This is a genomic window from Streptomyces sp. NPDC030995, assembly GCF_055571215.1.
Map to the genome: position 1 here is coordinate 3,782 of NZ_JBVIFS010000018.1, position 14,687 is coordinate 18,468.

The window sequence follows — 14,687 nt, forward strand, 5'->3', positions numbered from 1 at the left end:
ACGGTCAACGGCCCGTCGGGCAGTTGCGTCCTACTGAACAACGCGGCCTTCGACAAGGTGAGGGAACCCGGCAAGAACCTCATCCGACGCGCACGCGTGGAACGCGTGGCCGGTGATAATTCCGCGCCGAACCGTGGGGCGGCCGGGTCCGCCGAGGCGGGCGCGCCGGTGCCGCCGGCCACCGGGGAAGTGGTGTGTCAGGGGTCGACGGTGACGTTGTCGGGTGAAGCGGGACCACCGGCGGCGAGCAGCGGGACGTTTCCGACAGGGACGAAGCTGAAGGTGACCAACCTCGACAACGGCCAGTCGACAACGGTCACGGTCAACGGCCCGTCGGGCAGTTGCGTCCTACTGAACAACGCGGCCTTCGACAAGGTGAGGGAACCCGGCAAGAACCTCATCCGACGCGCACGCATCGAACGCGTGCCGTAAACGCCAGGGCCCTTCGGTGCCACGGAACTACGGCGGGGCACAGCGCAACCCGTCCCCCTCCGTAGTACCGCACCTAACGCTTGCGGTATTCCCCGCCCGACCCGGGTGGCTGAGCAGTTCGAGTCGGCGTCCCCAGGATCGGACGGGGCCCGGCGCGCTGCCACCCGGACCGGCGGGAATCGCAACGAGGTCACGCAGCTGATCCCACCGCTCCAGGCGGTACCACCGGTGTGGGGCAAGCGAGGCCGGCCCCGACGCCGTCCGGACATCGTGCTGGGCGACCACGGCCACGGCTACGACTACGACAAGTACCGCGGTTTGGTCTGGGGCTCCGGACTCGACACCCAACGCTCGCTCGGCGAGCGGGCGTTTGCCCCAATGCACTGGTTCCGCCGCCTGCGGATCCGCTGGGAGATCGGCGACGACATCCACGGAGCCTTCCTCACCCTTGGATGCGCACTGGTGGAGACGCCTGAAGCCCTCCCGATAGGAGTTCTTACGCCGCCACAACCGGGGGCAGCGGTTCACGCGCTGCGTGCCAGGCAGGGGGGGAGTGCGCCGACGCCTGTGCGAGCAGTAATCACGCCACCCGCGATAGCACAGGTGGTGTCGATGTCGCCACGCCCGGTGACCGTGAACCACAGGCCCTCGTGCAGGTCGTCGAGGTGCCCTGCTGCGCACCACAGAGCGTAAGGGCTCGCAGAGAATCAAGGTGTTGCTTCCCGTGGTTCGGCTCGTTGGTGTGGTATGCGCATATCCGGCGATGTCCGTGATCAACTCGTCCTGAAATTCGCGGTGTTGTTCCCGCATCTGGACGAGAGGCAGCGTCGGCTGCTGATGGGGGCCGAGGCCCGGATCCTGGGGCACGGCGGGATCCGCGCCGTCGCCCAGGCGGCTGAGGTCAGCGAGACGACCGTCCGCAAGGGCGTGGACGAGTTGGAAGCGGGGGCGGAACCACTGGGCCGGGTCCGCCGTCCCGGTGGCGGGCGCAAGCGGGCAGCCGAGGTGGATCCGGGACTGCGGCCCGCACTGTTGGAGCTGGTCGAGCCCGACATGCGCGGAGATCCGATGTCGCCGCTGCGATGGACGACGAAGTCCACCCGCAGACTCGCCGACCAGCTCACCAGGCAGGGCCACCGCGTCTCGGCGGATACCGTTGCCGACCTGCTGCGGGAGGAGGGATTCAGTCTCCAGGCCAACACCAAGACCCTCGAGGGCGCCCAGCATCCTGACCGCGATGCCCAGTTCCACTACATCAACGACCGGGCCAAGGAGCACATGGGTGCCGGCGACCCGGTGATCAGCGTGGACACGAAGAAGAAGGAGCTGGTCGGCCCCTACAAGAACGGGGGCCGTGAGTGGGAGCCGAAGGGACTCCGGCCCAGGTCAAGGCCCATGACTTCCTGGACCGGCAGGGACCGGGCAAGGCGATCCCGTACGGGATCTACGACGTTGCCGCGAATACCGGATGGGTCAGCGTCGGCACCGACCACGACACGGCAGCCTTCGCCGTTGCCTCCATCCGCCGCTGGTGGCAGGCCCGTGCCAGCCGCGACTACCCCCAGGCCTCCCGGCTGCTGATCACCGCGGACGCGGGTGGCTCCAACGGATACCGCACCCGCGCCTGGAAGACGGAACTTGCCGCCCTGGCCGTCGAGACGGGCTTGGAGATCACGGTCTGCCACATGCCGCCGGGCACCTCGAAGTGGAACAAGATCGAGCACCGGCTGTTCTCCCACATCTCCATGAACTGGCGAGGCAGGCCCCTGACCAGCCACGACGTCATCGTGAACAGCATCAAGGCGACCACCACCCACACCGGGCTGACAGTCCACGCCGAACTCGATTCGGGCACCTACGACACCGGCATCAAGGTCACCGACACGGACATCGACGCCCTGCCCATGCACCGGCACCGCTTCCACGGCGACTGGAACTACACCCTCAACCCACAACGCCGCGACACGGCCGGCGCGACCAAGGACCCGCGGTCAGCCGAGGGCCTGCCGCCTCCGTCCTGCGCTGGTGATCTGCGCAATCCGGAACTGACCGGCATGACCAAGCAGGCGCTGGACGCACTCGTCGACCAGTTGTCCCAGAGACTCGACGAGCTACGTGAAAAAGGACGGACCCAGCAGCGAGGAAGCGACCGTATCCGGGCTCGCGGAGCCGGCGCCAAGGACAAGCTGACCACCGCCGACAGGGTCCTGGCCACCGTGCTCTACCTGCGCAAACTCGGCACCCGAGACCTGATCGCCCAGCTCTTCGGCGTCAACGGCAGCACCATCACCAGGGCCGTTCAGCAAGTCCAGCCCCTCCTCACCGAAGACAAGCGCACCATTCCACCCTCAACAGCCAGGTTCCGCACACCCGCCGACGTCACCGCGTTCATCACCAACAACAGCCCCACGGAGATCAAGTCAGCATGTTGATTCTCTGCGAGCCCTAACGACATGGTCCGCGATTGAGGTTTGGGCGTGCTGGCCTGGCGGGTCGGTTAGGGGTTGATCAGCAGGCGGCCTGCCGGACGAGCACGAGCTCGGTGCTCGGCTTGCGGCGGGTCGGTCGGCGAGCCGAACGGTCAGAAACCAACGAAGCGATCGCCTGGTGGTTTGCGGCGTAGTCCTCGCGTGGGCCGGTGTAGCGCTGGAGCGGGCACCACTGCCGCAATTCGGCGTTGGCGTGCTCGACGCAGATCCGCTCCGAGGACTGCCGTCGGCGCATCTCTCGCCAGGCGTACTGCTCGCCGAGCGGCGCGTCGCCCTTCGGCTTCTTCGGAGGGGCGCTGATCTGGTCAGGGAACTCGTTGGCCAGCCCCCGGTAGCCCTCGTCGACCTCGGCCGTCACCTTCGGGTGGAGCCGGCACGGCTCGGCGATACCCTCGGTGCGCATCGCGGTCTGGTCGTGTATACGGCCAGGTCGGTCCGCGCCCGACCACAGCAGACGGCCCTGGCCGTCGCTGATGGTGGTGGTCTTGATGGTGTTCTGCTTCTTCTTGCCGGAGACGAAGGCCCGCCGTCCGGGCCTGCCTGCCTTCGGGCGGCGAACCTGGGTCTCGGCGCCATCGATCCGCAACCGGATCCCCGCGGCCTCGGCGTAGGCGAACACGTCCGCCAGGGTCCGAAGTCGCACGCCGGGGTGGTCGGGGACCGCGAAGCCACGCATGGCCAGCAACGGGCGGATCTCCCCGATGGCGCGGGAGATCGTGGAGCGGGCGACGTCGTACAGCGCGGCGAGCGCGGCGTGCGGGAGCCCGGTGCGTAGGTGGACCAGGGTGACGAGCAGGCGGTCGGTGAAGACCAGGTCGTGCTTCGGGCCGGCACCGGCCTCCCGCTGCCGCTCGGCACCACGCCGCTCACGAAGCTCCGACTCGCACCGGGCGAGCCACAGATCGGCCAACTCTTCGACCAAATCGCCGAGATGCGCACGCGAGACGCCGCAGAAGGCAGGATGGGTCAAGGCCGCACGAGCCCACTTCTTGGTCACACTCGAAGAACCCGTGCGGCCACTGCACGTCACGGCTGCCCGCCGATGATCAATGGGTGTGGCTCTTCTGCGGGGTGGTGCCCCAGAGGGTGGCGCGCGTGTACCAGGCCACCTCCCCCTCCTCGTCGATGAGTTCGCGCGGGGTCCCGATCAGGTCCGTGGCGATCGCGAAGAAGCGGCTGCCGACCTCCGCCGCCCCGGTCGGGTTCAGCGCCTCTTGAAGGCCCTTGCCGCCACCGGCGAGGTTCCCGAGCACCTCCGCCCCACGCTCCGCGCCTTCGCCTTCTCCCCGCTCCGCCTGCTGAGCGACACCCCCTTCTCGGAGGAAACCCACCCCGATGAGGAGCTACGAGCCCTCGCCTGGAGGCTGCTCACCGACGGGTAGCCGGGGCCGACTTCTGTCCGCGGACAAAAGTCAGGAGCCCGAGGGCGGGGGCGGGGGCGGGTGAGGGCGCTTGAGTGTGGGGCGCGGACTGGTCGCCGGTGGGTTAGGGGCAGGTCTCTTCGGTCTTGGCGACGGTGAAGGAGACCTGCTGGCCGCTGAGCGCGGTCCCGGGCTTCGGGTCCTGGCTGCACACCTTCCAGTTCGACTCCTGGAGCACCATGCGGCTCTGCACCGCGTCCTTCACAGTGATGCTCGCGTTGGACGGCAGGGCGCCTCGTACAGCCTTCATGCCCTGGCCGACGAAGTTCGGCATGGTGCCGCCGGCGGGCTTGGGGGCGGGGGCGTCGGTGGCCGGACAGGTCTCCTCCAGCTTGACTGCGCCGAAGTCGACGCTCGTGCTGGTGTCGATGCTCGCGCCGTCGGCGGGGGTCTGGGAGCAGACCTTCCAGTTCCGGTCGAGGGCCTGGAGTCTGTCGCGGCCGAGGGCGTCGTGGGACTTGAGGGCGTAGAACCCGGCGGCCTGCGCCTCGTCCTGGGCGGTCTGGAGGCCCTTGCCGACGAAGTTCGGGAGCGTGGCGGTCTTTGTGGCGGGCGCGGCGCTGGAGGGCGCGGACGAGGCACCTGGGGCCGGTGCGCTCGGCGCTGCGGGCTTCCCGTTGCTGGAGGTCTGGGGGTTGCAGGCGGTGAGGGCGAGGGCGATGGCAGCGGCGGTGGTGAGCAGGGTGATCGTGTGGTGTGTGCGCATCGCGCCATGTTCGCCGGGGCTGGGTGCCTGTGTGGTGGCTGTGACCGGTCTGTGACGCGCGAAAGCCCCGCGCGGTAACGGGCTTCGGTGTCTGGGCACGCCCGACGTGAGGCCAGGATGGGCACGGCGGCTGATTTTCCAACTAGGAGCCACCTAGTTGGACTTGATGATCACCCAGATGATGAAGAGGAGCAGGGGGAGAACGATCAGACAACCTGCGCAGGCCATGCAGCTGTCGTCTGGCAGCTCCTCGCCGTGGGCTCGCCGGATTCCGCGCTCTACTGCTCGCTCCATATCGTCGGTCCTACCAGTCCATCAAGCCCCCGTTTGATGAGTGCATGAGTACGCATCTCACCCGTTGTGCCCGCAGCGCCAGGTGAACAATCGCCTCCGGAAGGCGGTGCACGGGCCACTTGATGCCGGTGGTGACCAGAAGAGAGCCCCGCCGCACGGGGGACGTTGTGGCGGGGCTCTTCAGTGGTGCGCGCCAATGGGTGGGAGGTGACGCGCCCCCTCTCGGTGGGGCTCACGCTACGCCCGGCATGGCTGGAATAACACCCCTCGACATGGCTGGATTCAGGGCTTTGGTGTTCCCGGGGTGGGCCGAGGTTCGGCCAGGGGGTGGCCGCGCGAGGCGCAGTACGCAGTCCCGGCTCGGCGGCGCCATTGATGGAGGGGCGCGGGTGCCGGACGGCGTGGCGCTGCCGGCGTTGGGCAGTTCGCAGCTGCCGCGGCCATCTACGCGGCACGAGCCTTTCGGAGTGTCCGCCGGAAGGTACCGGCTCGCGAGAGCAGCACCGAGGTTGCCACGAAGGGTGACCGCGGCCAATGCCTCGCGGTCGCCCGCTCGACGCCGGCCGCCACCCTGCGGGCCGTATGGCCTCCACCTGCGGCACCACCCGCCGGAACGGCACTCCCAACTCGTCCGGTACCGGCTTCTCGACCGGCCCCGTTCCTGCCATGGTCAGTTCAACGAATGATCACACCGGTGAACCGGTGTCTTAGGATATGGACGAAGTGATCATGGGGGAATTCGTGGATGTAGACATTAAGACGTACTACGTGCGGCAAAGCGCGGGAGGTGCGAGCTCGGCCGCCGAGAAGGCGTTGGAGAACCTCCGCAAGTCCCTCGATTCGAGCGACACGGCAGCCGGCGGCCACCACGGCTGGGCCTCGGCCGGGGCGCTCAAGCGGTGTGCGACCGCCTGGGAGGACCACATGGTCGACCTCGGGAAGCAGATGAACACCATGGCCGACAACCTCCACACCACGGCCAACGCCTACGACACCACGGACGCACAGGCGAAGGACGCCTTCGCCAGGCTTCAGCACGGCCTTGCCGACTTCGGGAGGAGCTGACCCGTGGTCGCCTATCACGACCTGTACGACTGCCGCGTGGACCAGTGGCAGAAGGCGGCGGACGACTGGGTCGACCTCGCCCGGCGTTCCTCTTCCGCCTGCGAGGACGTCCGCGCGCAGGGCAAGAAGAAACTCGACGACCACTGGGCGGACGCCACCGGCAAGCAGGCCGGCCGGCGGCTGGAAGACCTCGCCAACCGTCTGGAGTCCGGCGGCGACATCATGAAGGGTGTGGCCATGGTGGTCGACGCCCTGGCCCATTCCATGGGCCTCGCCCAGCGCACGCTCTTCCACGCGACCGAGCTGGCGCGCGAGCACGGGCTGAGCATCGAGGACGGCCGCGCCGTGGGCGCGTACACGGGGGCCGCACCCGTCGGCCCGAACGTCCCGCAGAACGTACGCGACGCCTACACCAAGGAACTGGGCCAGATATCCGAGGTCAACGGGCTGATAGAGGAGGCCCTGCGCGAAGCCTCCCAGGCGGACGCGAAAGCCTCCGCCGAACTGGACAAGCTCGCGAAGACCATCAACGTCTCCGACACCTCGCGGGCGCACAACGAGATCCTCGTTGAGGCGTCGCACGTCGAATTCGACATCTTCAGGGCGGACATCCCCGTCGGGAAGGATCCGCACCTCGTCCGCACCTGGTGGGACGGCCTGACGCCGCAGCAGCAGAGGGACCTCATGCGGGCCGACCCTGTGACCCTCGCCGACCTCAAGGGCCTGCCGCCCGAGGTCGGGCGCGAACTGCGCGGACCCGACGGGAAGGTCGACCGGGTCGAGATGGTGCGGTACGCGCTCGACCACTGGGACAAGAAGGACGACCTCGACTACGGGGCGCTCGGCAACTGCACCAATTTCGTGTCGTCGAGCCTGGAAGCGGGCGGCATGAAGAAGAAGATCGACCCTTGGACGGGGCTGATGGGCGACGACGCCTGGGGCCGCCAGAGCGGGACCGGGTGGGACTGGCTCGACCAGCACGCGTACCACTCCGAGTCATGGGCACGGGCCGAGGGACTGCAGAACTTCCTGCTGCGCCACGGCAGCAAGGAGGTGCCGAGGACCGAGGCACAGCCCGGTGACATCGTCTTCTACGAGCAAGTGGCTTCCGGCACGGAAACCGCCCCCGGCGAGACCCACCACGCCGCCGTCGTCACCTCGGTCACCCCGGACGGAGACATCAAGCTGACCCAGCACACGAGCTCGTTCCAGAACGTGAGTCTGGACAGCCGGGAACACATCGCGAACAGGAACGGGGGCGAGCAGCGCATCCGCATCGTCCGCCCGGAACCGGATTGGTACTGATGGCCACCACCTCGCCCTCCCCCTCCGCGAGCGACGGCACGGCGCGCCCGCGTGCCGTCACGCCGGGCACCGTGACGGCGGCGCTGCTGGTGCCGCTGCTGACCGTGGCCGGTGTGGCCACCTCCCTGCACACGCAGGAGATCGAGCACGGGTGGGCCGACCGGCAGCGCGAAGCCTGCCGGCACCTGCCCTTCCCGATGGCGGAGTACGTCGCGGGGTGGGCCGGTGTGGGCCTCGGCCTGGCGGCGGTGGCCGTGTGCGTGCTGCTCGCACGGCGGCTGCGCGGACGGTACGGCCGCCGGCTCGGGGAGAGCTGGCCGGGACTCGTCGCCGGTACCACCGTCTGGTTCAACGTTCTGGCGATCCCGATGGAACTGATCCAGCTGTACGTCGTCTACTCGGCCGCCGCGGCGGGGATCAACCTCGGCGACGGGTGCTGACGAGCTCGTGCACGGTGGGCGGGTGAGATGTCGGGGCCAATGGCTTGTTGCCCGGCGTCGAGCTGAGGGCGCGGGGAACGGCGGGGCGGTGCCTCGTCGGACGCCGCCCGAGAGGATCGCGGCCGCCGTGAGCCGTGATCCTCATCGCGCCGCCGCACCCGCTGCCGTCGGCGGAGAGGAAGTAGTTGTAGTCGGTACGAGGCAGCCTCCGCCAGCCCTTGGTGGTGCGTACCTCCAGCCGTGCGACCGGATTGCGGTGGTCGATCACCTGGATGCCGCACCAGTGGGCGCTGGACCCGGTCTTGTACCGGAGGGAGAGGGCGTCGGACGTGCGGGGGCTCAGCAGGCTCCAGGTGATCGGGATACGGCCGAGTTTGGGATCGGCCAGTTTGGCGAAGGCCTGTTCGCTGAGGTCGAGTTGCCCGGGTGCGCAGGGCAGTGGGCATTCGTTGGTGATCCGGACCGTGATCGAGGCGCCGCTCGCGGCGCGGACGCGCACGTAAGCGCCGCACGCCCTGGACGACTCGTAGTCGGTGGTGTTCATCGCCGCGATCATGAGGTCGTCGCTCGGGCCGAACAGGCAGGCGCCGTTGCCGTCGCCGGCGGCGTAGGCGGTGGCGACGCCCTTGTAGGTGATATCCGGCTGGATGCGTCCTGCCGGCGGTGCCGGGGTGGATGCCACCGGTGGGGTTTCCTTCGCCGAAGGCGGTGGCGTCGCCGCGGTGGTCGCCGCGGCGGCCGCGCTCGGGGTTGCCGCGGCATGCGAGCCGGCCGCCGGGGGTGCTGGGCTCGTCGGGGCCGAGGACGTGGCTCCCGTTTGGGCGGCGGCGGGGACGGCCACGTCGGCCGCAGCGTCGGCGTCGGCGTCGGCGTCGGCCCCGGCCATGGGGCCGGGGAGCATGGCTGTTGCCAGACAGAAGAGGACGCCCGCGGCGGTCAGTGTCACTGCCGTCCCCAGCATCAGCCTGTGTCTACGCCTGCGCTGCCGCGCGGCCTGCCGTGCAGTCTGCATGTCCGTCCGTTTCGAAGATCTGAGTCGAGGTGCACTGCCTGGTCGCCGCAGGACGCGAAAAGGTTGCCGACGGTGGGAAGCAGGCGCGCGGCGGGTCCTTCAGGGCGGCCGGACAGCGGTGTCCCGAATCGGTCCGCTCACTGAGCAAGGGAGTGCGGGGAAACGGGCTGGCGGCGCGGATGCCGCGCGGAGAGGCTCCGAGCGCGCGGCGACGAGCCTTGTTGAACGCCTGGAGGTCGGGAATGCCGACCGACGCGGCGACGGCGGGGACGGAGAGGGTGGTGGCCTGCGGGAAGTGGCGCGGCCGTGACCGCCGGATGAGCGGCCTGCGTGTTCCGCTCCCTCGCGGGCGCGAGCTGGGTGACCCGCCACAAGGCGGCCCACGCCTCCGCCGCGGCCCGTGCCGGGCTATGTGGCCAGGCGGCCAGTGAATGCCGCAACTGGACAGTCAGCCAAGTGTGTTCGGGGCCCGAGTCCTGGATCGCCGGGACGCTGTGCGGAGTTCCACCTGAACCCAGACGGAGGTGGACGTAGAGGTGTGAGGAACGGCCCCGGCAGCGATAGCGGACCTCGGCGTCGGGCGGTACGAGGCTGACCCGGCCGGGGCGGATCGCGTACTCCGTGCCGTCCACCGTCAAATCGGCCTCGTAGTCGTACAGATGGAGCTGCCAGAGATCCGGCAGGGAGAACACGTCCACGTGGCCGGCCGGGCCGTGCACGCCGATGCCGACGGCGGCGAGAGCGGGGGGCTCGTCAAGGTGGGCGAGTGCCGTACGACGGCACGGGCCGCACCTCGCCCACCACGGGCGACAGCGACGAGCCGCCGTACGAGTCGGGGGTGGCGGCGCTCCGGGCGGGCTGGCGGCTGATTCAGGCCGCTCAGCTGATCCCGCCGTACCCGGGTCATGAGTACGACCTCTCCTTCCTCAAGCACGAGTTCTTCTTCGAGCGTATCGTCGACGCGCGAGCGGAGCCGCGGGAGGCGTGCTCCCGGTAGGCGAGGCACTCCCTCCTCGTGAAGCGGCGGCACCGAGGAGGGGCAGGGCAGGGTCAGGCTCCGGCCTTGCGCTTGTTGTAGACGTCGAAGCCGACGGCCGCCAGCAGTACCAGGCCCTTGATCACCTGCTGGTAGTCGGTACCCACGCCGACCAGCGACATGCCGTTGTTCAGTACGCCCAGCACCAGACCGCCCGTGAGCGCGCCGATGACGGTTCCCACACCGCCGCTCGCGGAGGCGCCGCCGATGAAGGCGGCGGCGATCGCCTCCAGCTCGAAGTTGATGCCGGCCTGCGGGGTACCGGCGTTGAGTCGCGCGGCGAAGACCATCCCGGCCAGGGCCGCGAGGACGCCCATGTTCACGAAGGCCAGGAAGACGACCCGCTTGCTCTTCACCCCGGACAGCCTCGCCGCCGCCTCGTTTCCGCCGATGGCGTAGGTGTGCCGGCCGAGGATCGAGTTGCGCATCACGTATCCGAAGCCGACCAGCAGGACGCCGAGGATCAGCAGAACGATCGGCACCCCGTGGTAGCTGGCCAGCAGCAGCGTGAAGGCCACCACGGCCGCGGTGATCGCGCCGAGCTTCACCAGGAAGAGCCCGGCCGGGAGGGGTTCCAGCCCGTACGAGGCGGCCCGCCGCCGTCCGCGCACCTCCTGCAGGATCGCGACGGCCAGCACCACGAAGCCCAGCAGCAGGGTGAGGTTGTGGTAATTGGTGTGGGGGCCGACCGCGGGGAGGAAGCCGCTGCTGATGTTCTGGAAGCCCTTGGGGAACGGCGCCACCGACTGGCCCTGCAGGAGGATCTGGGTCCCACCGCGGAACAGCAGCATGCCGGCCAGCGTGACGATGAACGAGGGGATCCCGAGATAGGCGATCCAGAAGCCCTGCCAGCCTCCGGCGAGAGCCCCGATCAGCAGCGCGGCCACCAGCGCCACGGGCCACGGCACGTGGTGTTTGACCATCATCACCGCGGCGGCCGCCCCGACGAAGGCGGCGAGCGACCCGACCGACAGGTCGATGTGCCCGGCGATGATGACGATCATCATGCCGATGGCGAGGATGAGGATGTAGCCGTTCTGCTGGATCAGGTTGGTGATGTTGAGCGGCTGGAGCAGGATGCCGTCCGTCCAGAACTGGAACAGCAGCACGATCAGCGCCAGCGCGAGCAGCATCCCGTACTGGCGCAGGTTGCCGCGCAGCGCTCGGGCCAGTACGGCACCGGCCGACGGTCGTCGGCCGGGCTCCGGTGTGCGGGGCGTGGTGTCTGGGGTGGTCTTGGTCTGGGCCATGCCTCACACCTGCTTGTCGGGGTATGCCGCGCTCGTGGTCATGAGCCGCATGAGGGATTCCTGGGTGGCTTCCGCGCGGTTGACCTCACCGGTGATCCGGCCTTCGGCCATGGTGTAGATCCGGTCGCACAGGCCCAGGAGTTCGGGAAGTTCGGAGGAGATGACGAGCACCGTCTTGCCCTGGTCGGCGAGTTCGGCGATGACGGTGTAGATCTCCGCCTTGGCACCGATGTCGATGCCCCGGGTGGGTTCGTCGAGTATCAGCACGTCCGGCTCGGCGAAGATCCATTTGCTGAGGACGACCTTCTGCTGGTTGCCGCCGCTGAGTTTGCCGGTCTCCGCGAACACCGAGGGGGCCTTGATGTTCATGGTCCGCCGGAACGATTCGGCGATCCGTGCCTCCTCGTGCCGGTCGACCCAGCCCCGCCGGGCGACCTTGCCGAGGGCGCTCAGCGAGATGTTCCGGCTGATGTCGTCGTTGAGGTTGAGGCCGAGCTGCTTGCGGTCCTCGGTCACGTACGCGATGCCGTGCCCGATCGCCTCCGGCACCGTCCGGGTGCGGATCTCCCGGCCGTGCAGCCGCACCCGGCCGCCGGTCCACCGACCGTACGAGCGGCCGAAGACGCTCATGGCCAGTTCGGTGCGGCCGGCGCCCATGAGGCCGGCGATGCCGACGATCTCGCCTCGACGGACGTGGAGCGAGACGCCGTCGACCACCTTGCGCCGGTGGTCGATCGGGTGCTGGACGCTCCAGTCCTCGATCTCGAAGGCGACCTCGCCGATCTCGGGGGCGCGCTCGGGGTAGCGGTGTTCCAGGTCGCGGCCGACCATGCCGCGGATGATCCGCTCCTCGGAGATGCCCTCGGGGCCGATCGCGATGGTCTCGATGGTCCGTCCGTCGCGCAGGATGGTGACGGCATCGGCGACCCGGGCGATCTCGTTCAGTTTGTGCGAGATGAGGACGCAGGAGATGCCCTGTGCCTTGAGTTCGAGGATCAGGTCGAGCAGCTTGCGGCTGTCCTCGTCGTTCAGGGCGGCCGTCGGCTCGTCCAGGATGAGCAGCTTCACCTTCTTGGCGAGCGCCTTGGCGATCTCGACCAACTGCTGTTTGCCCACGCCGAGATCGGCGATCCTGGTGTGCGGGCTCTCGTCGAGTCCGACCTGCCGGATCAGTGCGGCGGCGTGGGTCAGCGTCTTGTGCCAGCTGATGACGCCCCGGGTGGCGTGCTCGTTGCCGAGGAAGATGTTCTCGGCGATGGACAGGTAGGGCACCAGCGCGAGTTCCTGGTGGATGATCACGATGCTGCGCTGCTCGCTGGCCCGGATGTCCCGGAACCGGCAGGGCTCGCCCTCGAAGTAGATCTCGCCCTGGTAGCCGCCGTGGGGGTGGACCCCGCTGAGCACCTTCATCAGCGTGGACTTGCCGGCGCCGTTCTCGCCGCAGACGGCGTGCACCTCACCTGCGGCGACGGTCAGGTTGACCTCGGAGAGGGCCTTGACACCGGGAAACGTCTTGCTGATCGACCGCATCTCGAGAACGGGTCGGGCCATGGTTGTGCATCCGTATCGTCGGGGCGGTGCGGCGCCGGGCGGTCCCGCGGGCGTCGCACCGCCGTTTCTTCGTCGCCGGACCCGTCGGTCGGGCTCCGTGGGCTACTTCAGCTGGTCCGCGGTGTACTGGCCGCTGTCCACCAGGACCTTCTGGTAGTTCTCCCTGTCGACGCTGACTGGCTGGAGCAGCTGCGCCGGTACGGTCTTGACGCCGTTGTTGTACTGGCCGGTGTCGTTGACCTCGGGCTTGCCGCCCGTCAGTAGCGCGTCGCCCATCTGGACTGCTGCCTTGGCCAGTTGGCGGGTGTCCTTGTAGACGGTCTGGGTCTGCTCGCCCGCGATGATCGACTTCACCGAGGCCAGCTCGCCGTCTTGGCCCGTGACGACGGGAATGGGCTGGCCGGCGCCGTAGCCGACGCCCTTGAGCGAGGAGATGATGCCGATCGAGATGCCGTCGTACGGCGAGAGCACGGCGTCGACGCGTGCGGCGGTGTACGACTTGCTCAGCAGGTTGTCCATCCGGGACTGGGCGAGGCCGCCGTCCCAGCGCAGTGTGGCGATCTGATTGAAGGATGTCTGGCCGCTCTGCACGACCAGCTTCTTGTCGTCGATGTACGGCTTCAGGACGCTCATCGCACCGTTGAAGAAGAAGGTGGCGTTGTTGTCGTCCGGTGAGCCGGCGAACAGCTCGATGTTGAACGGGCCCTTGCCGTCCTTGAGGCCGAGCTTGTCGACGATGTAACTGCCCTGGAGGACGCCGACCTTGTGGTTGTCGAAGGTCGCGTAGTAGTCGACGTTCTCGGTGCCGCGGATCAGCCGGTCGTAGGAGATGACGGGGACGTGGGCGTCGGCGGCCTTCTGCAGCACGTTGGTGAGCGAGGAACCGTCGATGGCGGCGATCACCAGCAGCTTGGCGCCCTTTGTGATCATGTTCTCCACCTGGGAGACCTGGTTCTCCACGACGTTGTCGCCGTACTGGAGATCGGTCTTGTAACCCTTGGCCTGGAACTCCTTGACCATGTTGTTGCCGTCATTGATCCAGCGCTCCGACGACTTGGTCGGCATCGCGATGCCGACGAGGCCGCCTTTGGCCTCCCCGCCACCCCCGCCCTCGCCTGCTCCGTTGGCGCTCTGGCCGCAGGCTGCCAGCGACAGCGTCAGGCCCAGGGTGACAAGGCCGGCTGAAAGCTTCCGCACAGTTCCTCCAGTGATGTTCCGCGACCGGCACGGTGCGACCCGGTTGGGAGAAGCCGGAAGCGGTCGAGCGGGGCCGGCCGGGAGTCGTTTCCTCGCACTGTGTGAAGTCCGGGTTCGCGGCGGCTCCGGCCTGGCGATACCTGAGTGTTAACGCTCACAAGTGGTCCGTCAAGGGTCTGTTCGGATCGCTGTCGGGGCATACGTCCGGCGTGCGGGAGCGGATGCGCGCGGAAATTCCGGGAGCTGGACCACCGGCCCGACCCCGCTGCCCGTGTTCTGGTCACCCGCAGCTCGCACACCCTCGGCGTGGTCGGCTTCGACTCGACCCCGCCGTTCGACCAGGGCCTGGAAGACGTCGACGTGATCGCGTACCGGGTCTCCGCCGTCAGTGCGGCGGCCCGGCGCGCCAGTTCTGTGCCCCACGCCGCGGTCGGTTCCAGCAGCCGGCCGAGGGTCCCATGGCGTCGCGACTCGGTCGCTTGTAAGACG

The 14,687-nt window shown here is 68.7% G+C and carries 12 protein-coding genes and 3 pseudogenes; 6 read left to right on the plus strand and 9 right to left on the minus strand.

All coding sequences use genetic code 11. From position 1 onward, the window contains the following. A partial coding sequence (locus ACZ45T_RS24770) for an RlpA-like double-psi beta-barrel domain-containing protein (RefSeq protein ID WP_468444797.1) occupies positions 1 to 432 on the plus strand: 432 nt, incomplete at its 5' end. Between the two features lie 496 nt (positions 433 to 928). Here the strand turns inward: ACZ45T_RS24770 and ACZ45T_RS24775 are convergent. Beyond that, a pseudogene (locus ACZ45T_RS24775) lies at positions 929 to 1,127 on the minus strand (ADP-ribosylglycohydrolase family protein); the annotation flags it as partial. 52 nt (positions 1,128 to 1,179) lie between these two features. Between ACZ45T_RS24775 and ACZ45T_RS24780 the strand changes: the two are divergent. After that, positions 1,180 to 2,864: pseudogene (locus ACZ45T_RS24780) on the plus strand (ISAzo13 family transposase). 76 nt (positions 2,865 to 2,940) lie between these two features. On the opposite strand, the gene ACZ45T_RS24785 reads toward ACZ45T_RS24780, so the two are convergent. The 4 genes and pseudogenes from ACZ45T_RS24785 to ACZ45T_RS24800 form a co-directional block, all read right to left on the minus strand. Further along, complete coding sequence (locus ACZ45T_RS24785; protein ID WP_468444799.1) at positions 2,941 to 3,843, minus strand: transposase; 903 nt, start codon at positions 3,841 to 3,843, stop codon at positions 2,941 to 2,943. Positions 3,844 to 3,991: 148 nt separating this feature from the next. Further along, positions 3,992 to 4,108: pseudogene (locus ACZ45T_RS24790) on the minus strand (RHS domain-containing protein); the annotation flags it as partial. 298 nt (positions 4,109 to 4,406) lie between these two features. Then, on the minus strand, positions 4,407 to 5,048 hold the full coding sequence (locus ACZ45T_RS24795) for a PASTA domain-containing protein (RefSeq protein WP_468444801.1): 642 nt from the start codon (positions 5,046 to 5,048) through the stop codon (positions 4,407 to 4,409). Between the two features lie 153 nt (positions 5,049 to 5,201). Continuing rightward, positions 5,202 to 5,342, minus strand: coding sequence for a hypothetical protein (locus ACZ45T_RS24800; RefSeq protein ID WP_468444803.1), 141 nt, complete (start codon positions 5,340 to 5,342; stop codon positions 5,202 to 5,204). A gap of 741 nt (positions 5,343 to 6,083) precedes the next feature. Between ACZ45T_RS24800 and ACZ45T_RS24805 the strand changes: the two genes are divergently transcribed. Genes ACZ45T_RS24805 through ACZ45T_RS24815 form a run of 3 tightly spaced genes read left to right on the plus strand, consistent with a single transcriptional unit; the run spans position 6,084 to position 8,152 of the window. Further along, the gene (locus tag ACZ45T_RS24805; RefSeq protein WP_189968800.1) at positions 6,084 to 6,407 is read left to right on the plus strand and encodes a type VII secretion target; all 324 of its coding nucleotides are present in this window, start codon (positions 6,084 to 6,086) and stop codon (positions 6,405 to 6,407) included. A 3-nt stretch (positions 6,408 to 6,410) separates the two neighbouring features. Next, positions 6,411 to 7,712, plus strand: a complete 1,302-nt coding sequence (locus tag ACZ45T_RS24810; RefSeq protein WP_468444805.1) for an amidase domain-containing protein — start codon at positions 6,411 to 6,413, stop codon at positions 7,710 to 7,712. Next, the gene (locus ACZ45T_RS24815; RefSeq protein ID WP_468444807.1) at positions 7,712 to 8,152 is read left to right on the plus strand and encodes a hypothetical protein; all 441 of its coding nucleotides are present in this window, start codon (positions 7,712 to 7,714) and stop codon (positions 8,150 to 8,152) included. The genes ACZ45T_RS24810 and ACZ45T_RS24815 overlap by 1 nt, the downstream gene beginning before the upstream one ends. Here ACZ45T_RS24815 and ACZ45T_RS24820 read toward each other — a convergent pair. Next, complete coding sequence (locus ACZ45T_RS24820; protein ID WP_468444809.1) at positions 8,130 to 9,113, minus strand: expansin EXLX1 family cellulose-binding protein; 984 nt, start codon at positions 9,111 to 9,113, stop codon at positions 8,130 to 8,132. The two genes, ACZ45T_RS24815 and ACZ45T_RS24820, sit on opposite strands and share 23 nt — an antisense overlap. Positions 9,114 to 9,930: 817 nt before the next feature. Here ACZ45T_RS24820 and ACZ45T_RS24825 point away from each other — a divergent pair. Continuing rightward, positions 9,931 to 10,161, plus strand: a complete 231-nt coding sequence (locus ACZ45T_RS24825; RefSeq protein ID WP_468444811.1) for a hypothetical protein — start codon at positions 9,931 to 9,933, stop codon at positions 10,159 to 10,161. Between the two features lie 53 nt (positions 10,162 to 10,214). On the opposite strand, the gene mmsB is transcribed toward ACZ45T_RS24825, so the two are convergent. The 3 genes from mmsB to chvE all read right to left on the minus strand — a co-directional run bounded on the left by mmsB (position 10,215) and on the right by chvE (position 14,198). Continuing rightward, on the minus strand, positions 10,215 to 11,450 hold the full coding sequence (gene mmsB / locus ACZ45T_RS24830; RefSeq protein WP_468444813.1) for a multiple monosaccharide ABC transporter permease: 1,236 nt from the start codon (positions 11,448 to 11,450) through the stop codon (positions 10,215 to 10,217). Positions 11,451 to 11,453: 3 nt separating this feature from the next. Further along, on the minus strand, positions 11,454 to 13,001 hold the full coding sequence (gene mmsA / locus ACZ45T_RS24835; RefSeq protein WP_468444815.1) for a multiple monosaccharide ABC transporter ATP-binding protein: 1,548 nt from the start codon (positions 12,999 to 13,001) through the stop codon (positions 11,454 to 11,456). A 102-nt stretch (positions 13,002 to 13,103) separates the two neighbouring features. After that, positions 13,104 to 14,198: a multiple monosaccharide ABC transporter substrate-binding protein gene (gene chvE / locus ACZ45T_RS24840; protein ID WP_468444817.1), complete on the minus strand. Its 1,095-nt coding sequence runs from the start codon at positions 14,196 to 14,198 to the stop codon at positions 13,104 to 13,106. Between the last annotated feature and the right edge of the window lie 489 nt (positions 14,199 to 14,687).